The sequence below is a fragment of the Floridaenema fluviatile BLCC-F154 genome (genome assembly GCF_041929135.1).
GTDB classification, from domain to species: domain Bacteria; phylum Cyanobacteriota; class Cyanobacteriia; order Cyanobacteriales; family Aerosakkonemataceae; genus Floridanema; species Floridanema fluviatile.
The window spans coordinates 16368-39542 of sequence record NZ_JBHFNS010000040.1; the positions used below are offsets into that span (position 1 = coordinate 16368).

General features: G+C 39.4%; 23 protein-coding genes. 18 read left to right on the forward strand and 5 right to left on the reverse strand.

What is annotated here, in order from left to right; genetic code table 11:
• Window positions 1–58 precede the first annotated feature (58 nt).
• The gene (locus tag ACE1B6_RS08735) at window positions 59–763 is read left to right on the forward strand and encodes a hypothetical protein (protein WP_413256869.1); all 705 of its coding nucleotides are present in this window, start codon (window positions 59–61) and stop codon (window positions 761–763) included.
• Window positions 764–805: 42 nt separating this feature from the next.
• Here the strand turns inward: ACE1B6_RS08735 and ACE1B6_RS08740 are convergent, their stop codons facing one another.
• From ACE1B6_RS08740 to ACE1B6_RS08755, 4 genes are all read right to left on the reverse strand, one after another.
• Window positions 806–1135, reverse strand: a complete 330-nt coding sequence (locus ACE1B6_RS08740) for a hypothetical protein (RefSeq protein WP_413256870.1) — start codon at window positions 1133–1135, stop codon at window positions 806–808.
• Window positions 1136–1393: 258 nt separating this feature from the next.
• The gene (locus ACE1B6_RS08745; protein WP_413256871.1) at window positions 1394–1609 is read right to left on the reverse strand and encodes a hypothetical protein; all 216 of its coding nucleotides are present in this window, start codon (window positions 1607–1609) and stop codon (window positions 1394–1396) included.
• Between the two features lie 199 nt (window positions 1610–1808).
• Complete coding sequence (locus tag ACE1B6_RS08750; RefSeq protein ID WP_413256908.1) at window positions 1809–2036, reverse strand: photosystem II protein, Psb35-related; 228 nt, start codon at window positions 2034–2036, stop codon at window positions 1809–1811.
• 296 nt (window positions 2037–2332) lie between these two features.
• Complete coding sequence (locus tag ACE1B6_RS08755) at window positions 2333–3049, reverse strand: ClpP family protease (protein ID WP_413256872.1); 717 nt, start codon at window positions 3047–3049, stop codon at window positions 2333–2335.
• Window positions 3050–3236: 187 nt separating this feature from the next.
• On the opposite strand from ACE1B6_RS08755, the gene rimM reads away from it, so the two are divergent.
• From rimM to ACE1B6_RS08770, 3 genes are all read left to right on the forward strand, one after another.
• On the forward strand, window positions 3237–3803 hold the full coding sequence (rimM, locus tag ACE1B6_RS08760; RefSeq protein ID WP_413256873.1) for a ribosome maturation factor RimM: 567 nt from the start codon (window positions 3237–3239) through the stop codon (window positions 3801–3803).
• A gap of 81 nt (window positions 3804–3884) precedes the next feature.
• Window positions 3885–4256 carry a DUF2237 family protein gene (locus ACE1B6_RS08765; protein WP_413256874.1) on the forward strand — a complete coding sequence of 124 codons (372 nt, stop codon included), beginning with the start codon at window positions 3885–3887 and terminating at the stop codon, window positions 4254–4256.
• 292 nt (window positions 4257–4548) lie between these two features.
• Complete coding sequence (locus tag ACE1B6_RS08770; RefSeq protein ID WP_413256875.1) at window positions 4549–5250, forward strand: 2,3-bisphosphoglycerate-dependent phosphoglycerate mutase; 702 nt, start codon at window positions 4549–4551, stop codon at window positions 5248–5250.
• Window positions 5251–5301: 51 nt separating this feature from the next.
• On the opposite strand, the gene ACE1B6_RS08775 is transcribed toward ACE1B6_RS08770, so the two are convergent.
• On the reverse strand, window positions 5302–7404 hold the full coding sequence (locus ACE1B6_RS08775; RefSeq protein ID WP_413256876.1) for an NAD-binding protein: 2103 nt from the start codon (window positions 7402–7404) through the stop codon (window positions 5302–5304).
• 321 nt (window positions 7405–7725) lie between these two features.
• Here ACE1B6_RS08775 and ACE1B6_RS08780 point away from each other — a divergent pair, with 321 nt between their 5' ends.
• From ACE1B6_RS08780 to ACE1B6_RS08845, 14 genes are all read left to right on the forward strand, one after another.
• Entirely contained in the window at window positions 7726–11538 is a 3813-nt protein-coding gene (locus ACE1B6_RS08780; RefSeq protein ID WP_413256877.1) for a PAS domain S-box protein, read from the forward strand.
• Window positions 11539–11774: 236 nt separating this feature from the next.
• Window positions 11775–12464 carry a manganese catalase family protein gene (locus tag ACE1B6_RS08785; RefSeq protein WP_413256878.1) on the forward strand — a complete coding sequence of 230 codons (690 nt, stop codon included), beginning with the start codon at window positions 11775–11777 and terminating at the stop codon, window positions 12462–12464.
• Between the two features lie 240 nt (window positions 12465–12704).
• Window positions 12705–13499, forward strand: a complete 795-nt coding sequence (locus tag ACE1B6_RS08790) for a sirohydrochlorin chelatase (protein WP_413256879.1) — start codon at window positions 12705–12707, stop codon at window positions 13497–13499.
• Window positions 13496–14299: a uroporphyrinogen-III C-methyltransferase gene (gene cobA, locus ACE1B6_RS08795; RefSeq protein WP_413256880.1), complete on the forward strand. Its 804-nt coding sequence runs from the start codon at window positions 13496–13498 to the stop codon at window positions 14297–14299. The genes ACE1B6_RS08790 and cobA overlap by 4 nt, the downstream gene beginning before the upstream one ends.
• 4 nt (window positions 14300–14303) lie before the next feature.
• The gene (locus tag ACE1B6_RS08800; protein ID WP_413256881.1) at window positions 14304–14786 is read left to right on the forward strand and encodes a DUF2721 domain-containing protein; all 483 of its coding nucleotides are present in this window, start codon (window positions 14304–14306) and stop codon (window positions 14784–14786) included.
• 226 nt (window positions 14787–15012) lie between these two features.
• A complete protein-coding gene (locus tag ACE1B6_RS08805) occupies window positions 15013–16335 on the forward strand; it encodes a hypothetical protein (protein WP_413256882.1) in 1323 nt (440 codons plus the stop codon).
• 116 nt (window positions 16336–16451) lie between these two features.
• A complete protein-coding gene (locus tag ACE1B6_RS08810) occupies window positions 16452–17414 on the forward strand; it encodes an RluA family pseudouridine synthase (protein ID WP_413256909.1) in 963 nt (320 codons plus the stop codon).
• Window positions 17415–18123: 709 nt separating this feature from the next.
• Window positions 18124–18642 carry a phycocyanin subunit beta gene (locus ACE1B6_RS08815; protein WP_413256883.1) on the forward strand — a complete coding sequence of 173 codons (519 nt, stop codon included), beginning with the start codon at window positions 18124–18126 and terminating at the stop codon, window positions 18640–18642.
• Between the two features lie 94 nt (window positions 18643–18736).
• Window positions 18737–19225: a phycocyanin subunit alpha gene (gene cpcA / locus ACE1B6_RS08820; RefSeq protein WP_413256884.1), complete on the forward strand. Its 489-nt coding sequence runs from the start codon at window positions 18737–18739 to the stop codon at window positions 19223–19225.
• Between the two features lie 121 nt (window positions 19226–19346).
• Entirely contained in the window at window positions 19347–20210 is an 864-nt protein-coding gene (locus tag ACE1B6_RS08825) for a phycobilisome rod-core linker polypeptide (protein WP_413256885.1), read from the forward strand.
• A gap of 104 nt (window positions 20211–20314) precedes the next feature.
• Complete coding sequence (locus ACE1B6_RS08830) at window positions 20315–20584, forward strand: phycobilisome linker polypeptide (RefSeq protein WP_413256886.1); 270 nt, start codon at window positions 20315–20317, stop codon at window positions 20582–20584.
• Window positions 20585–20604: 20 nt separating this feature from the next.
• Entirely contained in the window at window positions 20605–21435 is an 831-nt protein-coding gene (locus ACE1B6_RS08835; RefSeq protein ID WP_413256887.1) for a HEAT repeat domain-containing protein, read from the forward strand.
• Between the two features lie 125 nt (window positions 21436–21560).
• Complete coding sequence (locus ACE1B6_RS08840) at window positions 21561–22169, forward strand: HEAT repeat domain-containing protein (RefSeq protein ID WP_459562990.1); 609 nt, start codon at window positions 21561–21563, stop codon at window positions 22167–22169.
• Between the two features lie 115 nt (window positions 22170–22284).
• A complete protein-coding gene (locus ACE1B6_RS08845) occupies window positions 22285–23124 on the forward strand; it encodes a phycobilisome rod-core linker polypeptide (RefSeq protein WP_413256889.1) in 840 nt (279 codons plus the stop codon).
• Window positions 23125–23175: the final 51 nt, after the last annotated feature.

The window sequence follows — 23175 nt, forward strand, 5'->3', positions numbered from 1 at the left end:
CACCTCTGATTTTTTTTCACAACTGGCTGATAATTTGCTGTTTATTCAGAGATAAAACTTGGATATTCAACGGGTTTTGAAAATCATGTTAGGTAGTGCAATTGATGTTGTCGAAAATCAATCGGAACTCAAAGCTATGTTTCATGTTAATTGGTATGCAATTATGGTAATTGGCATAATTTTAACTATTGGTGCTGTTATCGGCGCTTTAGTTCAGGCTGCTGTTTCTGTTTATCGCAATAAAAAGCCAATTATTAATACTAGGATAGATATATTATCCAAGTTTAATCCGTTGTTTGAGGCAAAATTACTTGATACTTATAAAATTATTGTGACTGATGGAAAAGAAGAATATGAATATAATTCGTTAGCTCAAATCGAAATTCTTTTAACTAATAGAAGTAAAGAGGATTTTCCTAAGTTTAAATTCGGAGTGAAACTGTCAAATAATGACCTTGCCATTTATGCAGAATCAAAAACAAGCGATCGCTATCATCATTTAAAATTATTAACTCCTATCACCCTGACCGAATCTAAATCAGAAATAGATTTTCTGCTAGAACCTTTTAATAGAGGAGATAGTTATTCATTGCGACTATTAATTAAACTTTGCGAATCACATCAAGTTCCGGGAAAAATATCGATTAATTCCCCAGAAGCAGTTTCCTTTATTAATTTACCAACAATTGCAGAAATAGTTGAACAAGCAGCTAGTCGAGCTTCGATCGGACTAGGCCCTTTTCAAATTTCATTAGGTCAATAATGAAAAGTCCTCACTATTTAATCAGCGAGGACTGGAAAACTATTACCACCAAATCCGATTTCCGTTTTCGTCAACTCTCGCTTGTCTAATTACATCCGAGATTTCTTCTGCATCTTTTACATGGTGGAGTGCTTCTTCATGTCCATCAGGATGCTCGACAATAAAGTAAGTTGGTACTGTAATATGATCCCCGGTAATATCAGGTGAATCAACCGCAACTTGTTTAGCTTTTTCTTCTATTGACTGAGGTTCATCAGCAATGCGATCGCCCGGATTAGCTGTTAAATTTCTTTCCTTTGCTCTCGGTTCTTCTTGAGAATGCCAGTCTACACTTACTGGTTGATCTATGCGTTTTTCTTCTTGGTTATCCATGAACTTTTTCCCCATACATAATTTATCTTTTCCTAAACTCAGTCTAGAAAACTGAAACAGCCCAACACTCTTTCAAAGGAAGTAGTTTCCCGAACTACAAGTGGTATTTTACTGAGGAAAAACTTACGTTATTAAGCTTCATTAAATTCCTTGTTTTATTTAACCTCTTTCGCAAGTCAGAGATAATAAAAAATAAAGTATTTCTTTGGCCAGTAGTTTTTTTAGTGTTTAACTATTATCCCGATCGCTAAAGCCCTATTAACTCAACACAGCATTAATTTCTGATTCATTTAGCAAAATTGTGGTTTCATAACCAATTCTCCCAAAATCTGGTTCTGGCCCTAGCTCCATTTCCACAGCATATCGCCAGCTATTAGAATCAGGATGATAATTAATAATTCTGCCTATACCACCCATGAAAGATACCATTTGATTCTTGGCATATCTGGGTAAACCTGATACATGAAGTCTCATAAACTTGCCACCTTTACTAATAAAGTAGGATTCATATTAAAAAAATAACCAAGATAAAATTATTCAGCTTCTAACTCAAGTAGGGGCATTGCTTCTATCAAAAGTATTAGCTTTAAGTAAGATATTTTGTACTCATAAATACAAGCAACAAAAAACCCCAGCGGGGTTGCTGGGGCGAGAATTTGCCAAGTTCCAATAATTAATTAGGTAAATTGTTGCTGGCATAAGCATCCATCTGATAAGCGGGAACACGCTGGTTGTAATCAATTTCAGTGCCAGTGATGGATTCAGCCAACTTTGCAAAAGATTGAGAACGCCAGTTGCGATCGTGAATTGGCTTAGACTGTTCGCCACGAAAATAAGCCTGAGTACCAATTACAGAAGCAGCCAGCCAACCGACGATAAATAAAGCAATCAGGATAGTCATCATTTATAGTCCCTCTCGTTTGTTTCCTTATGTAAACTAATATAACATAGTTTTACAAAATGTAAACAAATATTGACTAAAAAAGGGCGATTAGGTATATGGGCGTAGCAATCAGAGCGTTTCAGCATCCATAAGAATTTCTTACTACTACATACATCGTCCTGCATAGTAACTTATGGATTAGTGATATTTTGCCCTAAATGTTTCAGTACTTGATTCAGCTTCCGTAAGAGTTTTTATCGCTTTTGTAACTGCAACAAATTTTGCCATTTATGTAAATTTTCAATTGATAGCTACTAATTTAGCGATTGAGAAGCTGAGGGTAATTGATTAGTTACCTGGTCAACTATTCCGTATGCTTTAGCTTCCTGCGCCGACATGAAAAAATCTCGCTCGCTATCAATTTCAATTTTGCTTAGTGGCTGACCTGTTAATTGAACTAGTAAGTTATTAAGTAAACTTCTTAAACGCAACATTTCTTTAGCTTTAATTGCAATATCACTTGCTTGTCCTCTCACACCTCCCAGAGGTTGATGAATCATAATTCTTGAGTTAGGCATAGCAAAACGCTTTCCTTTAGTACCACTGGCTAATAACAAAGTTGCCATTGAACTACATTCACCCAAACTGACTGTAACTACGTCAGATTTAAGAGATTTAATAGTGTCGTAGATCGCTAACCCTGAGTTTATTTCACCACCCTCAGAATTAATGTACAAGTAAATATCTTTTCCCGGTGCTTTGGTATCTAAAAAAATTAACTGAGATACAACTCTCTCTGCTAATTCAGGTGTTACTTCTCCAGTTATGATGATGATTCTTTTGGTGAGTAACCATTTAGCAATATCTAGATCTATCTCTTTGTTATTTAAAGATTGAGTAACAGGATTGATAAGTTTAGGAAAACTAATTTCTTGAGGAGTTTTTCCTAGCACTATATTCGGACTGAGAGTGATAGTGAGAATAGTTAAAGAAATAGAAGATACCAGGGGTAAAAAAATTTGGCAATTCATTTAGTTTATTTTCCTACAGGCAACCCGATCATAATCGAATATCTCAATCTATAAATCAGGAGTTTATGTAACATTTTTCACTACAAAAGACATAAGTACAAATACGTAGTACCTCTGTTGCCTGTTCCTTCGTAATGTGGATCGCAAATCAGCGACAATAGAAATACAGTGAATTTGTTAATTGCTAATGAGTACAGAAGACTGGCTAGAAATTGGTACGATCGTATCCGCCCAAGGTTTAAAAGGTGAAGTGCGCGTTTATCCTGAATCGGATTTTCCTGAACGTTTTGAAAAACCGGGAGAACGTTGGTTATTGCATCCCCAGGAAACAGAACCCCGATCGATCGAATTGCTCAGTGGTAGACTCATTCCCAATAAAAATTTGTATGTTGTCAAATTAGCGGGAGTGAACGATCGCAATCAAGCCGAAGAATTACGGGGATGTAAATTAATGGTTTCAGCGAGCGATCGACCAAAATTAGAAGCAGATGAATATCATATTTTAGACTTAGTTGGTTTAGAAGTTTTTCACCAATTAAATGGTGAAAAAATCGGGGTTGTTAAAGATTTAATTCCCGCAGGAAATGACTTACTTTTAGTCAGCCCTCATGATTCATCTGTCGTTAATGAAAAAGACAGAAAAAAAACCGAAATTCTCATTCCCTTTGTCAAAGATATTGTACCAATTGTAGATTTAGAAAACAAACGGATTGAAATTAATCCCCCTCCCGGTTTGTTAGAAATTAATCAATAGTCAATTTCGTAGGATGGGCATCTTGCCCGTCAAAAAATACATTAACATTAACATAGAAAAAGTTTCGGAAAAGTTGTGCTTATGACAGGTGCTAGAAATGTTTTAGGGGGAGATTTGCAGACTTGCTGCACTTCACCGATGACGGGATTTTATCGTGATGGTAAGTGTAACACTGGTGCAGGTGATGTGGGCGCTCATATTATTTGTGCTCAAGTAACTGAAGAATTTCTCACTTTTAGTAAAGCCAGAGGAAATGATTTATCAACACCAGTTCCAGCGTTTAATTTTCCTGGGTTAAAACCTGGCGATCGCTGGTGTTTATGTGCTCTAAGATGGAAAGAAGCTCTCGATGCTGGTGTTGCACCTCCGGTAATTTTATCCTCTACCCATGCTTCAGCTGTGGAATATGTTTCCCTAAATGAACTGAAAGCAAATTCTCTCGATCCTGTTTAAGCTGTTACGCATTTAAAAGTCATATTGTAGGGTGCGTCAGATTTAGATATTTTCCTTTCTACATAGGCTTTACCGTCTGACGCACCCTACTCGTTAATAAGTGATTTAAATGCGTAACAGCTTAGAAGTTGTCAGGTGGGCATTTTGCCCACCAAATCAGTATTATCAAAACCAATAAAAACTAGTTAATCTTGATTTAAATTTAGCTTAATTAAATCTCTAACAAAAGATACTGGCAGCATAAAGTTATTAAGAGTATCATTTCAGCAACAGAGATTTAGGAAGTGAGTAAATGGCTAAATTGATTTTACTCCGTCATGGTCAAAGTCTTTGGAATGCTGCCAACAAATTTACAGGTTGGGTGGATGTTCCTTTGAGTGAACAAGGTCGTGCTGAAGCGACAATTGCTTCTTGTAAACTTAAGAATAACAAATATCATGTAGATATTTGTTTCACCAGTATGCTATTTCGGGCAATGGAAACTGCCGTAATTTGTTTGACAGAGTGTGATGAAATTTGTGGCGGAAAAACCCCAATTATTAAACATGATGCAACTGATGAAGATTGGCATGGTTGGGATAAGTATGAAGGGAACCCAGAAGAAGAATTACCTCTCTATACTTGTGCAGCTTTAGATGAGCGTTACTATGGAGCATTGCAAGGATTAAATAAGACCCAAACTGCGGAAAAATATGGTAAGGAAAAGGTTCATGAATGGCGACGTTCTTTTTCTGTACCTCCTCCGGGCGGTGAAAGTTTGGAGGATACAATGAAGCGAGCTTTACCATTTTTTCAAAACCGGATTATTACTCATCTTAAGCATGGAGATAATGTGTTAGTTGCGGCTCATGGTAACTCTTTACGGGCGATTATTATGAGTTTAGATAATTTAAGTCCAGAGGAAGTTACTCAACTTGAATTGGCAACTGGTGTGCCGATTATCTATGATTTTGATGAGTCAGGTGAGGCGACTAATAAGATAATTTTGAAATAGTATTTCGGTGCGTTACGTTATTACTAACGCACCCTACAATAGAATTGTGGTTTATGGGTGATTTATGGGAATTACTTGGGCTAATACTTGGATTTTTTTCAATTCTCTGGCTAGTCGTAATGCTTGATGTTTGTATAACGGAAATTTTAAGGTTTGTGGTAAATGATTCATTAAATCTCTGGCGGTGCTGAGTTCGCATCCAGAAATTCTGGCGATCGCATTTGCTCCCTCAAATATTACCTGCTCATTAAATACTTTCTCTACCCTAATTAAGCAGTTTTTTAGTCGTCGATTTAATTTACCTTTTTCAATGCGTTGCAAACCGTCAATTGTAGCTAAAACTATTAAGCGATCGCCCACTGCTAAAATTGTATCATCCAATGGCATCAAGACTGCTGATTTATTGGGTTGTTGATACCAGATTGGTACTACTCCGTAACCGTAAGCTATTTCAGCTAATAGTAAACCATGCAAAGTGTCGCTAGCTTCAATGTTATATTCCGTGACTAAAATTGTTTGATTATTCATCCGAAATAAGCTAATAATATTTTCGCCAAATGCTGCTCCAGCGAAAGCTTCTGCAATTAATGCACTGGCGCAAAGTACGCTAGCATTTGGTAATAAGTGAGATAAACTATCAGTTAATCTTTGCTCTAAAGCTCGAATTACTAAATTAATTTTCGGATTCACCGCCCGTGCCATTAAGCCGATTTCTAAGTTTAGGATCTCATCATCTGTGGCAACTATGACACTTTTTGCTGTGGTTAAATTGGCTTTAGCGATCGCATCTTTTGGATTACTAAAAATTAATGGTAGATTAGGTAAAATTGTTAAATCATTATCCCCATTAAAACTAACTCCTACCGTAGGTTGTTTAAATTCTGCTAGTAAAGCAGCTGTTTTTTGTCCCATTCTTCCCATTCCCATTACTACAATATGATTTTGTTGTGGAACTGGAGGACGACGCTTCAATAACTCAAATCTAGAAGCTAAAATTCGCTCAGTTAAAAATCCGTAAAGTATGCCAACAAAAGCTGTTCCTGCTAATGTCATTACCAAACTGATAAAGCGTAACCAAAAAGGTACAGGTAAGCTAAAATCAAAGCCACCAAATAAGTCCCCAAAACCTCCTAAAAGTAAAATTGCTGCAATCATAAAAGAATCAGCTATGCTAATATTAGGATAGGTTATTTTATACAATATCATTACAAAAACTAACAAAAAAAGTACTGTAGTCCCACAAAAGAAAGCAATTTTTTTCAGCTTATTTGCATCTAAGGAATACCAAAAATCAATAAGTTTTTGTTTAATCGTTAGTAAATTAAAATGACGAATTAATTGCCAAGGATGTTTTTGCTTTTGGCGAATATCCTGGCGTTTTTCCGAGAAATCAATTGTAGGAGTAGTTGTTTCTATATAAATTAAAGTATCTTCTGATTCTACTTTAGTGTCTGGTTCCCATTCATAAAAAGAATGAAAGGATTTGCTTGATGCAAGAGTATTAGAAATACAACTTAAAATTAAACGTTTGCGACTATTTAATTCATGTAAATGACGTTGATAGCACCAACGAAAGTTAGAACTATTAGTGTTAGTAAATTGAACCTTTTGCTGCACTACTCTTAACCATTGTCCTTCCACATTAAAAAATCCCAATGCTTCTGTACCTAGCGCCGCGATCGCAAATGCAGAAGCAGGTAATTGAGTTGGTTCAAAAGAAACAAAATTTCCCAAATACTCAGTCAACATTTGGTTAAGATTTTCTTTCGCTGAACGCACTACTAAACGAGCTTGCGGGTTAACTTCTCTAACTATTAAAGCAGTTTCGATATTAATTCGTTCATCATTATTAACTAAGAGTACCGCCCGACATTGCTGAATTTTAGCTAATTGCAAAACTTCTGGTTGACGGCTATCACCGACGATTAGTTTACTTAATAAATTCGGTAAATTTGAAATTTCCCAATTCTTTCTTTCTTGTTCGTTAATAGCTATAACCTCTACACCGAAATTTTTCAGAGCGACTACACAATGTTGCCCTAAACTCCCTAATCCACAGACGAGAAAAATATCTGACGTTGTTGGTAAATTAGAGAATGTATTAACATTTTTTTGTGACGACATCTCGATCGCTTGGCTAATTTTAATACACATATTTTATAAATAGCTTCTGCGATCGTCAATGATATTTTACTTTGTTTAATTTTTCAAAAAAGAATGTTTTCTGATATACAAAAAATTACCAGATAGTAACCAAAATCGCTAACTTTCAACTAGAAAAATTTTCGCAAAATATGAGTTTCAAATTGGCGATCGTGCTTTTAGAATAGAAAATTATCCTAGATGATCCCCAAACTGCGCGATCGAAATTCAGCAAATTTCAGTCAGTTTAAAGTAATTCTTGAACTCAATCAGGGAACAATAAGAAAAGTATAAAACGATTGATAAATCTGCCTAGAGAAAAGAGGCTGGATAATGAATTCTCAAATTGCCAACACCAACGAATCAAATAGGGCAAATTTAGACCGATTCTTTGAGATTTCGGTAGATTTGCTATGTATTGCAGGTTTTGATGGTTATTTTAAGCGTTTGAATCCAGCTTGGGAGAGAACGCTAGGTTTTACACAAGCAGAACTGATGACAAAACCTTTTATTGAATTTGTACATCCAGAAGATCGAGCCTCAACTCTCACAGAAGCCGAAAAATTAACCACAGGCGCAGAAACTATTTCTTTTGAAAACCGTTATCTCTGTAAAGATGGTTCTTACAAGTGGTTGTCTTGGAATACCAGTCCTTCTCCAGAAGAAGGGTTATTGTATGCTGTTGCTCATGATATTACTCAACGAAAACAAACAGAAAATTCCCTCAACTGTTTGGTGCAAATTTTAGAAACTACAACTGATTTTGTTGGTACTTATAACATTCGTCAACAAAAAGGTGTTTACCTTAATCAAGCGGCACGGCGGATGTTAGGTATAGGTATGGATGAAGATGTTACTGAAGCAAATCTTGCCGAAGTACACCCAGAATGGGCTAACAAAATTGCTTTAGAAATCGGAATTCCTACAGCATTGCGCGAGGGTGTTTGGAGTGGAGAAATTGCTTTTTTGAGTCGCGATGGTAGAGAAATTCCAGTTTCTCAGGTAATTTTGGCACACAATTCCGGTGATGGAATTCCAGAATTGATTTCGATGATTGCGCGTGATATTAGCGATCGCAAACAAATGGAAGCCGCCTTGAAACAAGCTAATGAAACTTTAGAAACTCGCGTGCAAGAACGCACTGCTCAATTAAATAGCTTAGTAGTGCAATTAGAATCGGAAATTAAACAACGCCAACAAGCTGAAGCAGCTTTCAAGGAAAGTGAATCGCGTCTCAACAGTATTTTCACCTCATTAAAAGATGCAGTTTGGTCAGTTTCTGCAACTACATTTCAGATTTTATATCTCAATCCAGCCACAGAAAAACTTTATGGTAGATCTTGCCAAGAATTTTATGAAAACTCAAAATTGTGGGTGGAAACTATTCATCCAGAAGACCGACAATATGCTTTTAGTCATCATCAAAAACTTTTAGAAAGTGGTAATAAAGAAATTGAATATCGGATTATTAGACCTAATGGCGAAGTGCGTTGGATTCTCGATCGCGCCTGGTTAATTAAAGACGAAACTGGCAAATTAATGCGAATTGACGGCGTTGCTTCTGATATTACAGAACGTAAGCAAGCCGAGGAAAAATTGTACCAAACTACCGCAGAATTAAAAGCAATTTTTGAAGCTTTACCTGATATGTATTTTCGCCTTAATACAGATGGAACTATATTAGACTGCATTACCGGACAATCGCAAAAATTATATATGCCACCGTCAGAATTTATCGGTAAAACAATGCGAGAAATTTTTCCTCCAGATTTAGCAGATAAATTCTACAATGCCATAGATAAAGTATCAGAAACTAAATCTTTTGCTACTTGCGAATATTCCTTATCAATGCCGGAAGGTGAATGTTTTTATGAATGCAGGTATTTACCTTTATTAGAGAATCAAATAATTGCCGTAGTCCGAGATATTACTCAGCGCAAACAAGCTGAACAAACACAAACTAGGTTAACCGCTATCTTAGAAGCAACACCTGATTTTGTTGGAATTGCCACTGCTAAGGGACAAGTTCTTTATATAAATAAAGCAGGTCGGCAAATGGTAGGACTAGAAGAAAACGAAGATATTACTAATACTTTAATCGCGGATTATTTGCCAGAATCAGTAGAAAATTTTGTTTTTAATGAGGTAATACCAATTACCATTGCCAAAGGTTCATGGAGTGGCGAAACTTCATTATTGCATCGTGACGGTAGCTTAGTTCCGACTTCTCAAGTAATGATGAGTCATAAATCTGAAGATGGCGAAGTACAATATTTTTCGACAATTATGCGTGATATTAGCGAACGGAAAAAATCTGAAAAATTGTTAGCTAAACAAGAGCGAACTTTAAGAGCAATTTTGGATAACACACCTATTTGGATTTGGATGACCGATCCTAAAGGAAAAATGCAATTTATTAACAAAACTTTCTGCGAAAGTGTAGGTGTTCCAGAGTCAGAATTTTTGGCAGCTAGTCATTACTCGGAAATTTTAGGGGTTGAGGAATCTGCTAATTGTATGGCTTCTGATATAGCTTGTTGGACACAAGAAACACCATATCAAACAGAAGAAATTTTACCGTTTGTTGATGGTAAATTGCATTATTTGGAAATTACTAAAGTTAAAATTAAAGATGCTAATGGTCAAGGAATTGGTTTAATTGGTTTAGCGGTTGATGCCACAGAAAGAAAGCTTCAAGCTGAAGAAATTTTGCGATCGGAATCCAGATACAAACAACTGGCACAAAGGGAAGCATTACTGAACCGTTTAGCTAGCGACATCCGTAGATCGTTGGATGTTAATACAATTTTGAAAACAATTGTCCGCGAAATTCAAAAATTATTACAAGTTGAACAATGTTACTTTGCTTGGTATTGTTATCAGACCAATCCACCAACTTGGGATGTAGTAGCAGAAGCACAAATATCCACTATACCCAGTCAAATTGGAAAACGTTCAATTACCGCTGATTCCCTAATTAATAAATTTTTAAATCGCCAAATGATTTGTGTTTCCGATATGCAAAATGCAGCTAATTCCGAGTGCCGAGAACTACACCGAAATTGGGGTTTTACTGCTTTATTAGCTTTGCCAATTAAAATGTCTTCTGGTGAAATGGGATTACTTTGTTGCGCTCAATATAATGAAGCGAGATATTGGAGTGAAGATGAAGTAGAATTGTTACAAGCTGTGAGCGATCAATTAGCGATCGCCCTTTCCCAAGCAGAACTCTACACTAAATCGCAAAATTCCGCCAAAGAAGCTCAACAAAAAGCCCAAGAATTACAGTCAACTTTACAACAATTACAACAAACTCAAGCTCAACTAATTCAAACCGAAAAAATGTCATCTTTAGGGCAATTAGTAGCAGGCGTTGCTCACGAAATTAATAATCCAGTGAACTTTATTTACGGTAACTTAGCCCACGCCGAACAATACAGTTCTGAATTGATCGAGTTAATTGAACTTTACCAAAAATATTACTCGCAACCTCCTGAAGAAATAGCCGAACAAATTGAAGAAATTGATTTAGATTTTCTCATCAGTGACTTACCTAAATTATTAGGTTCAATGAAAATGGGAGCCGAACGTATCCGCCAAATTGTCCTAAGTTTACGCAATTTCTCCCGCTTAGATGAAGCAGAAATGAAAGATGTAGACATTCACGAAGGCATTGATAATACATTGCTAATTCTGCAAAATCGGATTAAAACAAAAAGCGATCGCCCCGGAATAGAAATTATTAAAGAATACGGCAAACTGCCTTTAATAGAATGTTACGCCGGACAGTTAAATCAAGTATTTATGAACCTCATCAACAACGCCGTCGATGCTTTAGAAATGACACATTGGGAAAAAGATCGACAATCCTTACCTACAATTATCATTAATACCAAACTTTCTACTGATAAAACTCTTGCGATCGTCTCCATTACAGATAACGGCTCAGGTATGAATGAACAAGTAAAATCTCGCCTATTCGACCCATTTTTTACTACGAAAGCAGTAGGCAAAGGTACAGGTTTAGGACTGTCTATCAGCTACCAAATAGTCGTCGATAAACATCGGGGAAACCTTAAATGTGAATCTCAAATCAATCAAGGATCGACTTTTATTATTGAAATCCCCATTCATCAAACCAACTAAATTTACAATAACCAATACTCAAAGAAGGACTAAACTCCTCACAACGGACAAACAGGTTCTTTGTAGCGACTTCAGTCATTTACTGCTAACAGGTTATAACTCCCGGTAGAGCCGTTCCCCTCGCAATTACTACTTTAGAGGCAGGATAGAACTTAACCTCTCTTCTAAGCTTAAAAAAGCGGTGATTAAGACTTTGCAACCGCAATTATTAGCTATTTAATTAGAGGAATAATCTGATGTTCTTTCATAAAAAAGAAACAATTCAACCTGTAAATATCAACCAACCTAATCCTCGCTTTGCTCAACTACTTTTAGAGCAATTTGGTGGAGCAACTGGAGAATTAAGCGCCGCTTTACAATATTGGGTTCAGTCTTTTCACTGTGAAAATCCAGGGATTCGCGATATGTTACAAGATATCGCCATTGAAGAATTTAGTCACCTCGAAATGGTAGGTAAATTAATAGAAGGACATACTAAAAACGCCGATCAAACAGAAGCTTATAAAAGTACATTGTTTGCCCTGCGTGGTGTAGGTCCTCACTTTTTAGATAGTCAAGGAGTCTCTTGGACTGCTGCTTATCTGAATGAAGGTGGCGATATCGTTCGCGACTTACGAGCAGATATTGCTGCGGAAGCTGGTGCTCGTCAAACTTACGAAGAATTGATTAAATTAGCACCTGATGAAGGTACTAAACAAACTTTGGTACACTTGCTAACTCGCGAAGTTTCTCACACTAAAATGTTTATGGAAGCTTTGCAATCTTTAGGTAAGCTAACCGATCCTTTCTTTGGTAATATTCAACCCGATCAAACTGTCGATATTTACTACAATTTATCGCAAAACGGCAAGGATGAGCGTGGGCCTTGGAATTCTCAGCCTAACTTCCGATATATTGCCGATCCACTGGCAGAAAAGCAATCATAAACCCTGATTACTAAAGACAGAAGTTTGGCGGGAAACTCTCGCCAAATTTCTATCTTTCGAGCAAACTCCTAAGTTTTGCTTTTCTTTACTAAAAATTATGTATAATAATAAAAATATTCGATCGCCAAACCTTGACCAAAATGCTAAAAACTTAAATTAGAAACAGTTTATACAGAAAGATCGGAAATTCCAAGATATTTATGAAAAAAGATATCTGAGCCAAAACTTCCCTTTAGGATTTTGCCCTTGCTATCTGCTTACTTACTTGTAACTCACGGAAGTAGTGACCCTCGCCCCCAAGCTGGCGCAGAGCAATTAGCCCAATTGCTCTGCCAAAAGTTGCGTGGGGAAATGCTCGCCAAAACTCAGGAACTCACAGAAACCGAAATATTAACAAACTCATCTGTTAGCGTAGTTACTGTTAGAGAACCCTTAGTAGGTACCGCTTGTTTAGAACTAGCTCCTTTGCCATTGCATGAACAAATTGAACAGTTTGGAAAATATGCTTATTCAGTAGGTTTTAAGCATATCCAAATCTTGCCATTATTCCTGCTACCGGGAGTTCATGTTATGGAAGATATCCCCGCAGAAGTAACAAAAGCCAAGCAGAATTTAGGGGCAAAAATAACAATTGAAGTGCGACCTTATTTAGGATTTCATCCGCAAATTAGTCAATTGTTAACCGCTAATTTGAACTCTTTTGCCGCCGAAGCTTGGATTTTATTATCTCACGGTAGTCGCCGTCCAGGTGGTAATTATCCAGTAGAAGCATTAGCAAATCAATTAGGAGTATTAGCAGCTTATTGGTCTTTACCTCCTAACTGGGAATTCCAAGCAAAAAGTTTACTAATTCAAGGAAAAAGACGCATTGGTATTTTGCCTTATTTCTTATTTCCCGGGGGAATTACTGATGCGATCGCCAAATCAGTAAAACAAATTAAACAAGAGTATCCTGCGGTAAAATTCTATTTGGCTAAACCCTTGGGCACCAATCCTGCATTAGCTGAATTAATCTTGGATTTAAGCAGAGAATGAATCAAAACACATTGGACATCACAGTAGAAACAAAAAGGACAACATATTTGGGCAAAGTATATTTAGTCGGTGCAGGGCCAGGAGATCCTGGATTAATGACACTGAAAGGAAAAGCTCTTTTACAATGTGCAGATGTGGTAATTTATGATGCACTTGTCAGCCCCTCAATTCTGGCAATGATCGACCCCAAAGCCGAAAAAATTGATGCCGGAAAAAGAATGGGGAGACACTCATTATTACAAACAGAAACAACTAAATTATTAATCGAAAAAGCCCAAACTCATGCCATAGTTGTCCGCCTCAAAGGTGGCGATCCTTTTGTGTTTGGTCGTGGCGGCGAAGAAATGGAAGACTTAATTAATGCCGGAGTTTCCGTAGAAGTAATTCCCGGAATAACATCAGGAATTGCTGCCCCAGCTTACGCCGGAATTCCACTAACTCACCGAAATTATAGTTCTTCTGTTACTTTTGTCACTGGTCATGAAAGCACCGGAAAATATCGCCCGGACATCAATTGGTCAGCGATCGCAAAAGGTTCTGAAACCATTGTAATTTATATGGGCGTACATAATTTGTCTCAAATTGTGCCACAATTACTAACAGCTGGATTAGCCGCCAATACACCCGTAGCTTTAATTCGTTGGGGTACTAGACCAGACCAAGAAGAATTAATTGGTACGCTAAAAACAATTGTTGAACAAGTAGAAAAAACTCAGTTCAGCGCCCCAGCGATCGCCATAATTGGCTCGGTTGTAAACTTACATAGTATACTGTCAGTAGCTCGTCCATCAGTATCATGAAATTATGATTAGTGGAATTACCTCAACTCAAGTAATTCAAACTATCTTGGCACCGGCAGTGATGATTTCCTCCAGTGCCTTATTTTTTTTAGGATTAAGTTCCCGATATGTGGCACTTTTAACCAGAGTTAGATTACTCAACGATGAAAAAAGATATCATCATCGACAACTAGCTGAACAGGGAAAATTGGCAGAGTTCGATCGAATCCGATTAAGTCACATTAACACCCAGGTCAATGCTTTATTACGCGCTACCTGGTACGTGCGAAACGCCATTTTGTGCCATATTTTAGCAGTAATTTGTTTTGTCTTAACTTCATTTGCGATCGCCGTCAATTTCCCAATTTCTCATCGCTTTATTCAAGGTGTACCCATCTATTTTTTCTTAAGCGGGATGTTTTTAGTTTTGTGTGGTGTTACCTGTATGGCTCTAGATATATTTATCTCTTCTAGAGTAATTTTAGTAGAAGTCAAAGACGAAGGTTAAGAGAAACAACACAGTCAGTTGCAAAACTTTATGTTTAAATTCCCAACTAAAAGAAACAATCCTAAACTTACTTCCAAAATTTATGTTAATCTGTTTAAAGAAAGAAAATTTAGTGGTGCAACTAAAAGCCACCCCTCTATAAATCCCCAACCACACAAAAATTTCATCTTCCGGGTGTTGGCCTAGTGAAAAAAGATTATAGTGTATATGATTGGACAAAATTTCTGTGCAGCCATTGTCGATCTATTACCCACATCTATTCCTATTTGTCTATAGCCTGCGAACAATACAGGAAGACATTCAACTAACACCCCAGCAGCAATCCTGGGAAAGTTTGCGTAATCGCCTCAACCTTGACCCAGAAGCAGATTACCACCCAGAAAGAAACTATCCCTTTACCCCAGACGACCTAGAAGGCGTAACAGGTTTTTATCGTCGTTACACCTTGGGAGATACCGATAGCTTATTAGTTTGTTGTGCAACAAAAGACAAGGAAAATCCGCAAAGTTATGATTACTTTTATGATTTTCAGAAAAAACTAGAAGCTAAAGGTACGATCGGCAAAACATGGCTAATCTTAGGCTACGTAAACTCCGCCACTGACTTAGATAAAGAAACAACCGCTAAACAAGCTTACCAGTCATTTAGAAAAAATCTCGCAGAACCACAACTCCGACCCGGAAATCACTTTTTAGGTAGTTCAGTTTTTGAAATCTGGGAATCCTCAGAAAATTGGACAAATACTCCGGAAAATGAAAATGTAATAATTTGTATTTGTCCCCACAAAAAGATCGTAGAAAGAATTGAAACCTTTGAATACGAATTAATGTTGTTATTCTACTATCGACATAAAATAATTTGGAACTATCAAAGTAGTAATCACATCAAAAAAATGCTAATTCTAGAGGGGATATTCCCCCAGGATAACCACATAGATGAAGTTATTATTAAATTACCAGAAATTAGTGGAATCGAACAAAACTTTGATTACTTCAATCACGAACTTCGCGCAAATTTACAAATTTTAGCTAAATACACAATGGCACTGGAAACCTTGAAGGTGCAGTTGCAAAGTTTGCGTCAAAACCTGCAAAACTATCAAAATCGTTTAGCAATAATCAAAAATAAAGCTGCTGAAGAAAACGGATTGACTAAACTCAATTTTTTAGAAGAATTCGGTGAATTTACTGCGGCTGATTATCTCTGGCAAATGGAACAAGACTATAGAATATTAGTGCCACAATTACAGGTCAGAGAAAAATATATTAATAGCATTCGCACTTTTATTGAGTTATTTCAAGCCGAACAAGACCGTCAAATAGCCAGTCAAAATACTAAGTTTCAAGATACAGTAATTTTTCTCGTTACTACTATTGGTACTTCTACCTTAATCGCCGCTACTTCTGCACCATTTATTATTAAAGAACCATCAACTAATAATATCTTGTTGACCTGCATTACTCTGTTAATTCTCTATTTAGCGATCGGTCTAATCTCCGGCTACTTTGTCTCCCAATGGTGGCGTTCCGAGGACAAGGGGAGAAAATAGTTTAACTGACTACCTCCCCAGTCCCCAGTCCCCATTCCCCAGTCCCCAGTCCCCTTTCCCCTTTCCCTAAAATAAAAAAAGACGAATTCAGGTAAACAACTATTTCTCACTCTCACATCCAACTCTCAGTTCAAGAAACTAGCGACTTCCTCAAACAAACTCAAACCGATCGCTTAGATACTTGGTTAGCTAGTCAAGTATCAGAACTCTCTCGATCGCGCATCCAAAAACTAATTCAACAAGCAAACGTCACAATTAATGGCGAAGTTTGTACTAGCAAAAATCGTACCGTCAAAACAGGCGATCGCATCCAAATTACTATCCCCGAAACTACAACTTCCCCATTAAAACCAGAAACAATTCCTCTCGATATCCTTTACGAAGATGACCATTTACTAATAATTAATAAACCCGCTGGTTTAGTCGTTCATCCCGCAGCTGGACATGAAGCCGGAACTTTAGTTAACGCTTTGTTAGCCCATTGTCCCTTAGCCGAAATTGGCGGCGTTCAGCGTCCCGGAATCGTTCACCGCTTAGACAAAGATACTACTGGGGCAATTGCGATCGCCAAAACTGACCAAGCTTACCAACACCTACAAGCCCAACTCAAAGCCAAAACCGCCCGTCGGGAATATTTAGGCGTAGTTTACGGCGCTACCAAAACTGAAAGCGGCACCGTTGACCAACCGATCGGTCGCCATCCCGTCGATCGCAAAAAAATGGCAGTCGTCCCAGAAGCAAAAGGCGGTCGCCCCTCCGTAACTCACTGGTGGGTCAAGGAACGTTTGGGAAACTACACTTTAATGCACTTCCAACTGGAAACAGGTCGCACTCACCAAATTCGCGTCCACTGCGCCCACATCGGTCATCCGATCGTTGGTGACTCAGTTTACAGTTCTGGGCGAGATGTGGGTGTTAATCTACCCGGACAAGCTTTACACGCTTGGCGACTCTCCCTAGAACATCCCGTTACTGGAGAATCGATCCAAGTCGTTGCCCCACCTCCCCCGGTTTTGCTCACTCTCCTCGAAGTTTTGCGACGGCGTTGCGGTCTCTCCTCCAATAGATTTGAATTTTAAATCTATCGTTTCTCTCTGTCTAAAGATGGATGACTTAGGCGATCGTTCTCCTCCTTCTCACTCGCCCTAACCCCAAAATTCCCCCCGAACTCAGCAATTAGCCAAAAATTTTGCCCTGAGTTTACATAGCTATGTAAAGTTTCCTTTACATAAGTATATAAATTAAAAAGAGAATTTTGAGAGAAATTAAAGGTCAAACCTTTACTAAGTAAACTTTAGAGAGAATAATTAAGAAAATATAAAAAACAACTACAGAGCCGAAAATCACCTACTTTTATTAAGCAATGTAAAAAAAATGGGGTAAATAAGACCAGATAAACCTGATAAATAAAGGAATTGCAGCGTTTCGCCATACTTAGCCAAGGTATTTAATAATTCGTAATAAATAAATCACAATAGGCAGTGTATAAAAATAACCTGTAGGGACTACAACGCAGGCAAAAGTTACACGAAGCACTCTTGCAAGTAAGTTTTGTCGTTTCTCATAAAAACGAGAAATTTTCTCAGATTTATGCCTTATGCTTGTAGAAAGATGAAGTTAGCTCATCAGTAACAAGCGATTAAGGAAATAGGTCAGAAAAAAGTGTTTTGTGGCCTGTGATTTCGACCCTGTTAGGCTAAGTCAAATTTAAAGAGTTAGCTGAACCAGAGATTCCGAAAATTGCTTTTCAAACGCACTCAACAACAATTCAAGTAGGAGATTGAGTTCATGTTAGACGCATTCGCCAAGGTTGTTTCTCAGGCTGATGCTAAAGGCGAATTCCTGAGCGCCGGACAATTAGATGCCTTAACCAACATGGTTCGTGAAGGCAACAAGCGCTTGGATGTCGTAAACCGCATTACCAGCAACAGTTCCACCATTGTTGCTAACGCTGCTCGCGCTTTATTCGCAGAGCAACCTCAGCTGATCGCTCCTGGCGGAAACGCCTACACCCACCGTCGCATGGCTGCTTGCTTGCGCGACATGGACATCGTATTACGCTATGTTACTTATGCAATCCTCGCAGGTGACTCCAGCGTATTAGACGATCGTTGCTTGAACGGTCTGCGCGAAACCTACCAAGCTCTAGGAGTTCCTGGTGGTTCCGTAGCAGCTGGCGTAGCCAAAATGAAAGATGCTGCGATCGCAATTGCTAACGACCCCAACGGTATCACCAAAGGTGATTGCAGCGCATTGGTATCTGAAGTAGCTAGCTACTTCGATCGTGCTGCTGCTGCTGTTGCTTAATTAATTAGCAACTCAGTACAAAAAACCCAGGCAATTTTTTCTGCCTAACCTTTAGAAAAAAAACTGCATTTCATTGTTGGGAGATACCAAAGACATGAAGACCCCTATTACCGAAGCGATCGCCGCAGCTGATACCCAAGGCCGTTACCTGAGCAACACCGAACTACAAATCGTTCGTGGTCGCATCGAACGCGCATCTGACAGCATGGAAGCTGCTCGCGCTCTGACCAACAACGCGCAAAGCTTAATCAATGGCGCAGCCCAAGCGGTGTACAACAAATTCCCCTACACCACTCAAATGCAAGGCAACAACTATGCCTCCACTCCCGAAGGCAAAGCCAAGTGCGCTCGTGACATCGGCTACTACCTCCGCATGGTAACCTACTGCTTGGTTGCTGGTGGTACAGGTCCAATGGACGAATACTTGATTGCTGGTTTGGATGAAGTAAACAGCACATTTGAGTTGTCTCCCAGCTGGTACGTTGAAGCTTTGAAATACGTCAAAGCTAACCACGGTCTGTCTGGTCAAGCTGCTAACGAAGCTAATACCTACATCGACTACGCGATCAACGCTTTAAGCTAATCGATCGCATAGCCCGGAAAGGTATGCAGTTGCTAGCTGCGAAACTAGCAGGTGCGTACTTCTCCGGGCATTGTTGTATCTAAATCAAGTGCTCTGTTTGTTGTGTTGGGAGAATAGAATTGTGGCGATAACAGCAGCAGCATCTCGGTTGGGAACTTCAGCATTTAGCGACACCGCTAAAGTAGAACTGCGTCCCAATGCCAGCAAAGAAGATGTTCAAAACGTAATCCGAGCCATTTACCGTCAGGTACTTGGCAATGACTATTTAATGGCTTCTGAAAGATTGACCAGCGCCGAATCTCTGCTAGCAGATGGCAACATCTCAGTTAGAGAGTTTGTTCGCATTCTGGCAAAATCAGAGCTATACAAAACCAAATTTTTCTACAACAACTTTCAAACTAGGGTCATTGAACTCAACTATAAACATCTGTTGGGACGTGCCCCTTATGACGAATCAGAGGTAATTTATCACCTCGATTTGTGGAACGATCAAGGTTACGATGCAGAAATCGATTCATACATCGATTCTCCAGAGTACACAGCTAGCTTTGGCGATAACATCGTACCTTTCTATCGCGGTTTTGAAACCCAAACAGGTCAAAAACAAGTCGGTTTTAACCGGATGTTTAAGTTGTACCGGGGTTATGCCAACAGCGATCGTTCCCAAGCTGGTGGTAGCAACTCTCGCCTCGCCCGTGATTTGGCAATGAACTTACCCACAACCATTGTCAAACCTAGTGGCAGCGAAGGTGGCTGGTCATTCTACAGCGCCTCTAGCGACAGCGCACCCCGCAACTGTTTGGGTGGATCTTATGGCGAAAGCGGTCGCGTTTATCGCCTGGAAGTCGCTGGGATTCGCCAACCAGGATACCCAGGAGTCCGTCGCAGCAGCGTCGCCTTCTTGGTCCCCTACGAAAACTTGTCTAACAAAATGCAACAAGTTCTTCGTTCTGGCGGCAAAATCATTAGCGTTACCCAAGCTTAATAATTAGTGATGAGTTAAGAGTTAGGAGTTTTGGTAACTAATCCAAAAACTCAAAACTCAAAACTTAAAACTCAAAACTTAACCAAATTGGAGGAATGAATTAAATGCTCGGTCAAACCGCTATCGGTAGCGCCGCTAATACACCCTCTGGTAGCCGCGTTTTTCGTTACGAAGTTGTTGGGTTACGTCAAAACGACCAAACTGACAAAAACAACTACTCTATTCGTCGTAGCGGTAGTGTGTTTGTCACCGTACCCTACAGCCGCATGAATGAAGAAATGCAGCGCATTACCCGCTTGGGTGGCAAAATCGTCGGCATTCATCCAATGGGTGCAGAAGAAGCCCCCAAAGAAACCGCTAAAGCAGAAGAATAAGGGAAACTTGATTCTCAGCTATGCAGGAATCCGATCCTGAAAACTTTGGCGAAATGGAAAATTCTCCGTCGCTGACAATTGCACAAGCGATCGCCAACCTAAGCCACGAAGACACAAGTCTGCGTTACTATGCAGCGTGGTGGCTGGGTAAGTTTCAGGTGAGAGAAGCAGCGGCAATCGAAGCTCTGATTGCGGCTTTAGAAGATGAAGCCGATCGCACAGAGTTAGGCGGTTATCCTCTAAGACGTAATGCTGCAAGAGCATTAGGAAAACTGGGAGATGTTAGAGCAGTACCAGGCTTAATTAAATGTTTGGATTGTTCTGATTTCTACGTGCGCGAAGCAGCTGCACAGTCGCTGGGCAAATTGGGCAATCCAATCTGTATACCAGTGCTGGAGCAGCTGCTATCTGGTGGTTTAGCTGCCGCCGTGCCAGTACCGGGACGACCTCACCTGGCAGAACCTTACGAAGCAGTCATGGAAGCATTGGGTGCATTGGGCGCAAAAACCGCTATCCCTTTGATTCAACCCTTCCTAGAACACTCAGTCGCACGAGTTCAGTATTCCGCTACCAGAGCTATGTATCAGTTGACTCAAGATCCTATCTACGGGGAACGCTTGGTACAAGCTTTGTCGGGAAAGGATATTCAACTGCGCCGAGTCGCTTTGTCAGACTTGGGTGCTATTGGTTATCTCCCCGCAGCAGAAGCGATCGCCTCTTCCGCAACCGAAAATAGCTTCAAATTAATTGCCCTCAAAGGCATTCTCGAACACCAACTTAACCCAGAAAAAGCACACTCGCTTAATGACGCAGCCATCAGAGTTATGACTTTGATGGATTCGCTGTTATAGTCTGTTATTTGTCCTTCGTCATCCGTCATTTGTCCTTTGTCATCTGGAAAAGTGATTTTTAAGGGTAGCTTAGGGAATTACTTTTACACTCAACTAATGACTAATGACCAATGACTAATCACCTAATGACAGATCATCAGCAACTCATTCAAGCTGTAGAACAGGCAGATTCACCAGAACGCCTAATTGCAGCAGTTCGCACCCTAGCAGATGCCCGCAGCGAAGCGGGAATTCCCACTCTAATCGCTGCTTTAGGTTATAACAACCCCGGAGCAGCTTTGGCAGCAGTCGCCGGATTAGTTCAAATGGGAACAATAGCAGTACCTTTATTATTAGAACTGCTCGATGGGTATAACTACGGTGCGAGAGCTTACGCGATTCGCGCTTTAGCTGCGATCGCCGATCCCCGCGCTTTGGAAGTTTTACTCACCGCCGCCAAAAGCGACTTTGCCCCCAGCGTCCGTCGCGCCGCTAGCAAAGGATTGGGAAATTTGCACTGGAATCAACTCGAACCTAGTCAAGTCCGAATCGCCCAAGAAAAAGCTTTTCAAACTTTAGTGGCAATCTGTCAAGATACAGATTGGTCGATTCGTTATGCCGCAATTGTTGGCTTGCATACAATGGCTAATCAGACTGATTTCCAAAGCAAAATTTTGGCACATCTTCAGCAAATGAGCCAAAAAGAAACCGACTTAGCTGTTCGCGCTAGAGTGCAATTAGCAATCAATTCATAATTAAAGTCATTTGTCATTTGTCTTTCGTTATTTGTTAGCTTTCCAATCAGTAATAACTAATGACTAATGACTAATGACCAGTGACTAATCAACTAGCAAAAGAGAACTAGTTAAAATGTCAATACCACTCCTAGAAATTACCCCCACTACGCAAAACCAGCGTGTACCAGGTTACGAAGTTCCAGACGAAGATGATGCCCCAAAGTATCGTCTAGCCGATGCAATTTCTGATGCCGATATTGATGCCATAATTTGGGCAGCCTATCGCCAAATCTTCAGCGAACAACTGATTTTAGAAAGTCATCGTCAACTAGCCTTGGAATCTCAACTGCGGAATCGCGCAATTTCTGTTAGAGAGTTTGTCCGCGGATTAGGAAAGTCGGAAGTTTATCGGCAATTAGTAGCAGATACTAACTCGAATTATCGGTTGGTTGATATCAGTTTCAAACGCTTCTTAGGACGCGCAAGTTACAACAAAGATGAGCAAATCTCTTGGTCAATTGTAATTGCAACTAAGGGATTACATGGCTTTATTGATGCGATCGTCGAAAGCGAAGAATACGTAAAAAATTTCGGCGATGACATCGTACCCTATCAACGCCGTCGCTTCAACGAAAGACCTTTTAACTTAGTTAATCCTCGTTACAGCGACTACTGGCGGACTCAGTTAATTGCCCTAGAAGGTCGAACCTACTACGAAGTTAAAATCTCCGGCCAAGGAGCACCAGAAAAACGATCGGCTCGTTCTGCTATTCCCACCACATTTCTGGAAATGGCTAAGGGAATGGCAACACCTCAAATCGACTTCCAGCGCGATCGCGATCGGGCAATCAACACCGCTAGAAGCGTTCAACTTCCCGAAATGACTGTCAAAGGTGCCACCGTTAAACCATCCGTCAGCCGCGCCGAAGTTGCCCTTCCTTATAGCTACATCCCTGCTGATCCTAAAGTCTAGTAATTTTTAGATTTTAGGGTTTAAATTTTAGATGAAATCTCAATCTAAAAT

Coding starts and splice junctions, on each gene's coding strand:
- ACE1B6_RS08765 (WP_413256874.1), top strand. CDS start 3,885: ATGACAGGTGCTAGAAATGTTTTAGGGGGAGATTTGCAGACTTGCTGC.
- ACE1B6_RS08770 (WP_413256875.1), top strand. CDS start 4,549: ATGGCTAAATTGATTTTACTCCGTCATGGTCAAAGTCTTTGGAATGCT.
- ACE1B6_RS08750 (WP_413256908.1), bottom strand. CDS start 2,036: ATGACTATCCTGATTGCTTTATTTATCGTCGGTTGGCTGGCTGCTTCT.
- ACE1B6_RS08830 (WP_413256886.1), top strand. CDS start 20,315: ATGCTCGGTCAAACCGCTATCGGTAGCGCCGCTAATACACCCTCTGGT.
- ACE1B6_RS08755 (WP_413256872.1), bottom strand. CDS start 3,049: ATGAATTGCCAAATTTTTTTACCCCTGGTATCTTCTATTTCTTTAACT.
- ACE1B6_RS08780 (WP_413256877.1), top strand. CDS start 7,726: ATGAATTCTCAAATTGCCAACACCAACGAATCAAATAGGGCAAATTTA.
- ACE1B6_RS08745 (WP_413256871.1), bottom strand. CDS start 1,609: ATGAGACTTCATGTATCAGGTTTACCCAGATATGCCAAGAATCAAATG.
- ACE1B6_RS08845 (WP_413256889.1), top strand. CDS start 22,285: ATGTCAATACCACTCCTAGAAATTACCCCCACTACGCAAAACCAGCGT.
- ACE1B6_RS08785 (WP_413256878.1), top strand. CDS start 11,775: ATGTTCTTTCATAAAAAAGAAACAATTCAACCTGTAAATATCAACCAA.
- ACE1B6_RS08740 (WP_413256870.1), bottom strand. CDS start 1,135: ATGGATAACCAAGAAGAAAAACGCATAGATCAACCAGTAAGTGTAGAC.
- ACE1B6_RS08775 (WP_413256876.1), bottom strand. CDS start 7,404: ATGTGTATTAAAATTAGCCAAGCGATCGAGATGTCGTCACAAAAAAAT.
- ACE1B6_RS08815 (WP_413256883.1), top strand. CDS start 18,124: ATGTTAGACGCATTCGCCAAGGTTGTTTCTCAGGCTGATGCTAAAGGC.
- ACE1B6_RS08840 (WP_459562990.1), top strand. CDS start 21,561: ATGACAGATCATCAGCAACTCATTCAAGCTGTAGAACAGGCAGATTCA.
- cobA (WP_413256880.1), top strand. CDS start 13,496: ATGAATCAAAACACATTGGACATCACAGTAGAAACAAAAAGGACAACA.
- cpcA (WP_413256884.1), top strand. CDS start 18,737: ATGAAGACCCCTATTACCGAAGCGATCGCCGCAGCTGATACCCAAGGC.
- ACE1B6_RS08835 (WP_413256887.1), top strand. CDS start 20,605: ATGCAGGAATCCGATCCTGAAAACTTTGGCGAAATGGAAAATTCTCCG.
- rimM (WP_413256873.1), top strand. CDS start 3,237: ATGAGTACAGAAGACTGGCTAGAAATTGGTACGATCGTATCCGCCCAA.
- ACE1B6_RS08800 (WP_413256881.1), top strand. CDS start 14,304: ATGATTAGTGGAATTACCTCAACTCAAGTAATTCAAACTATCTTGGCA.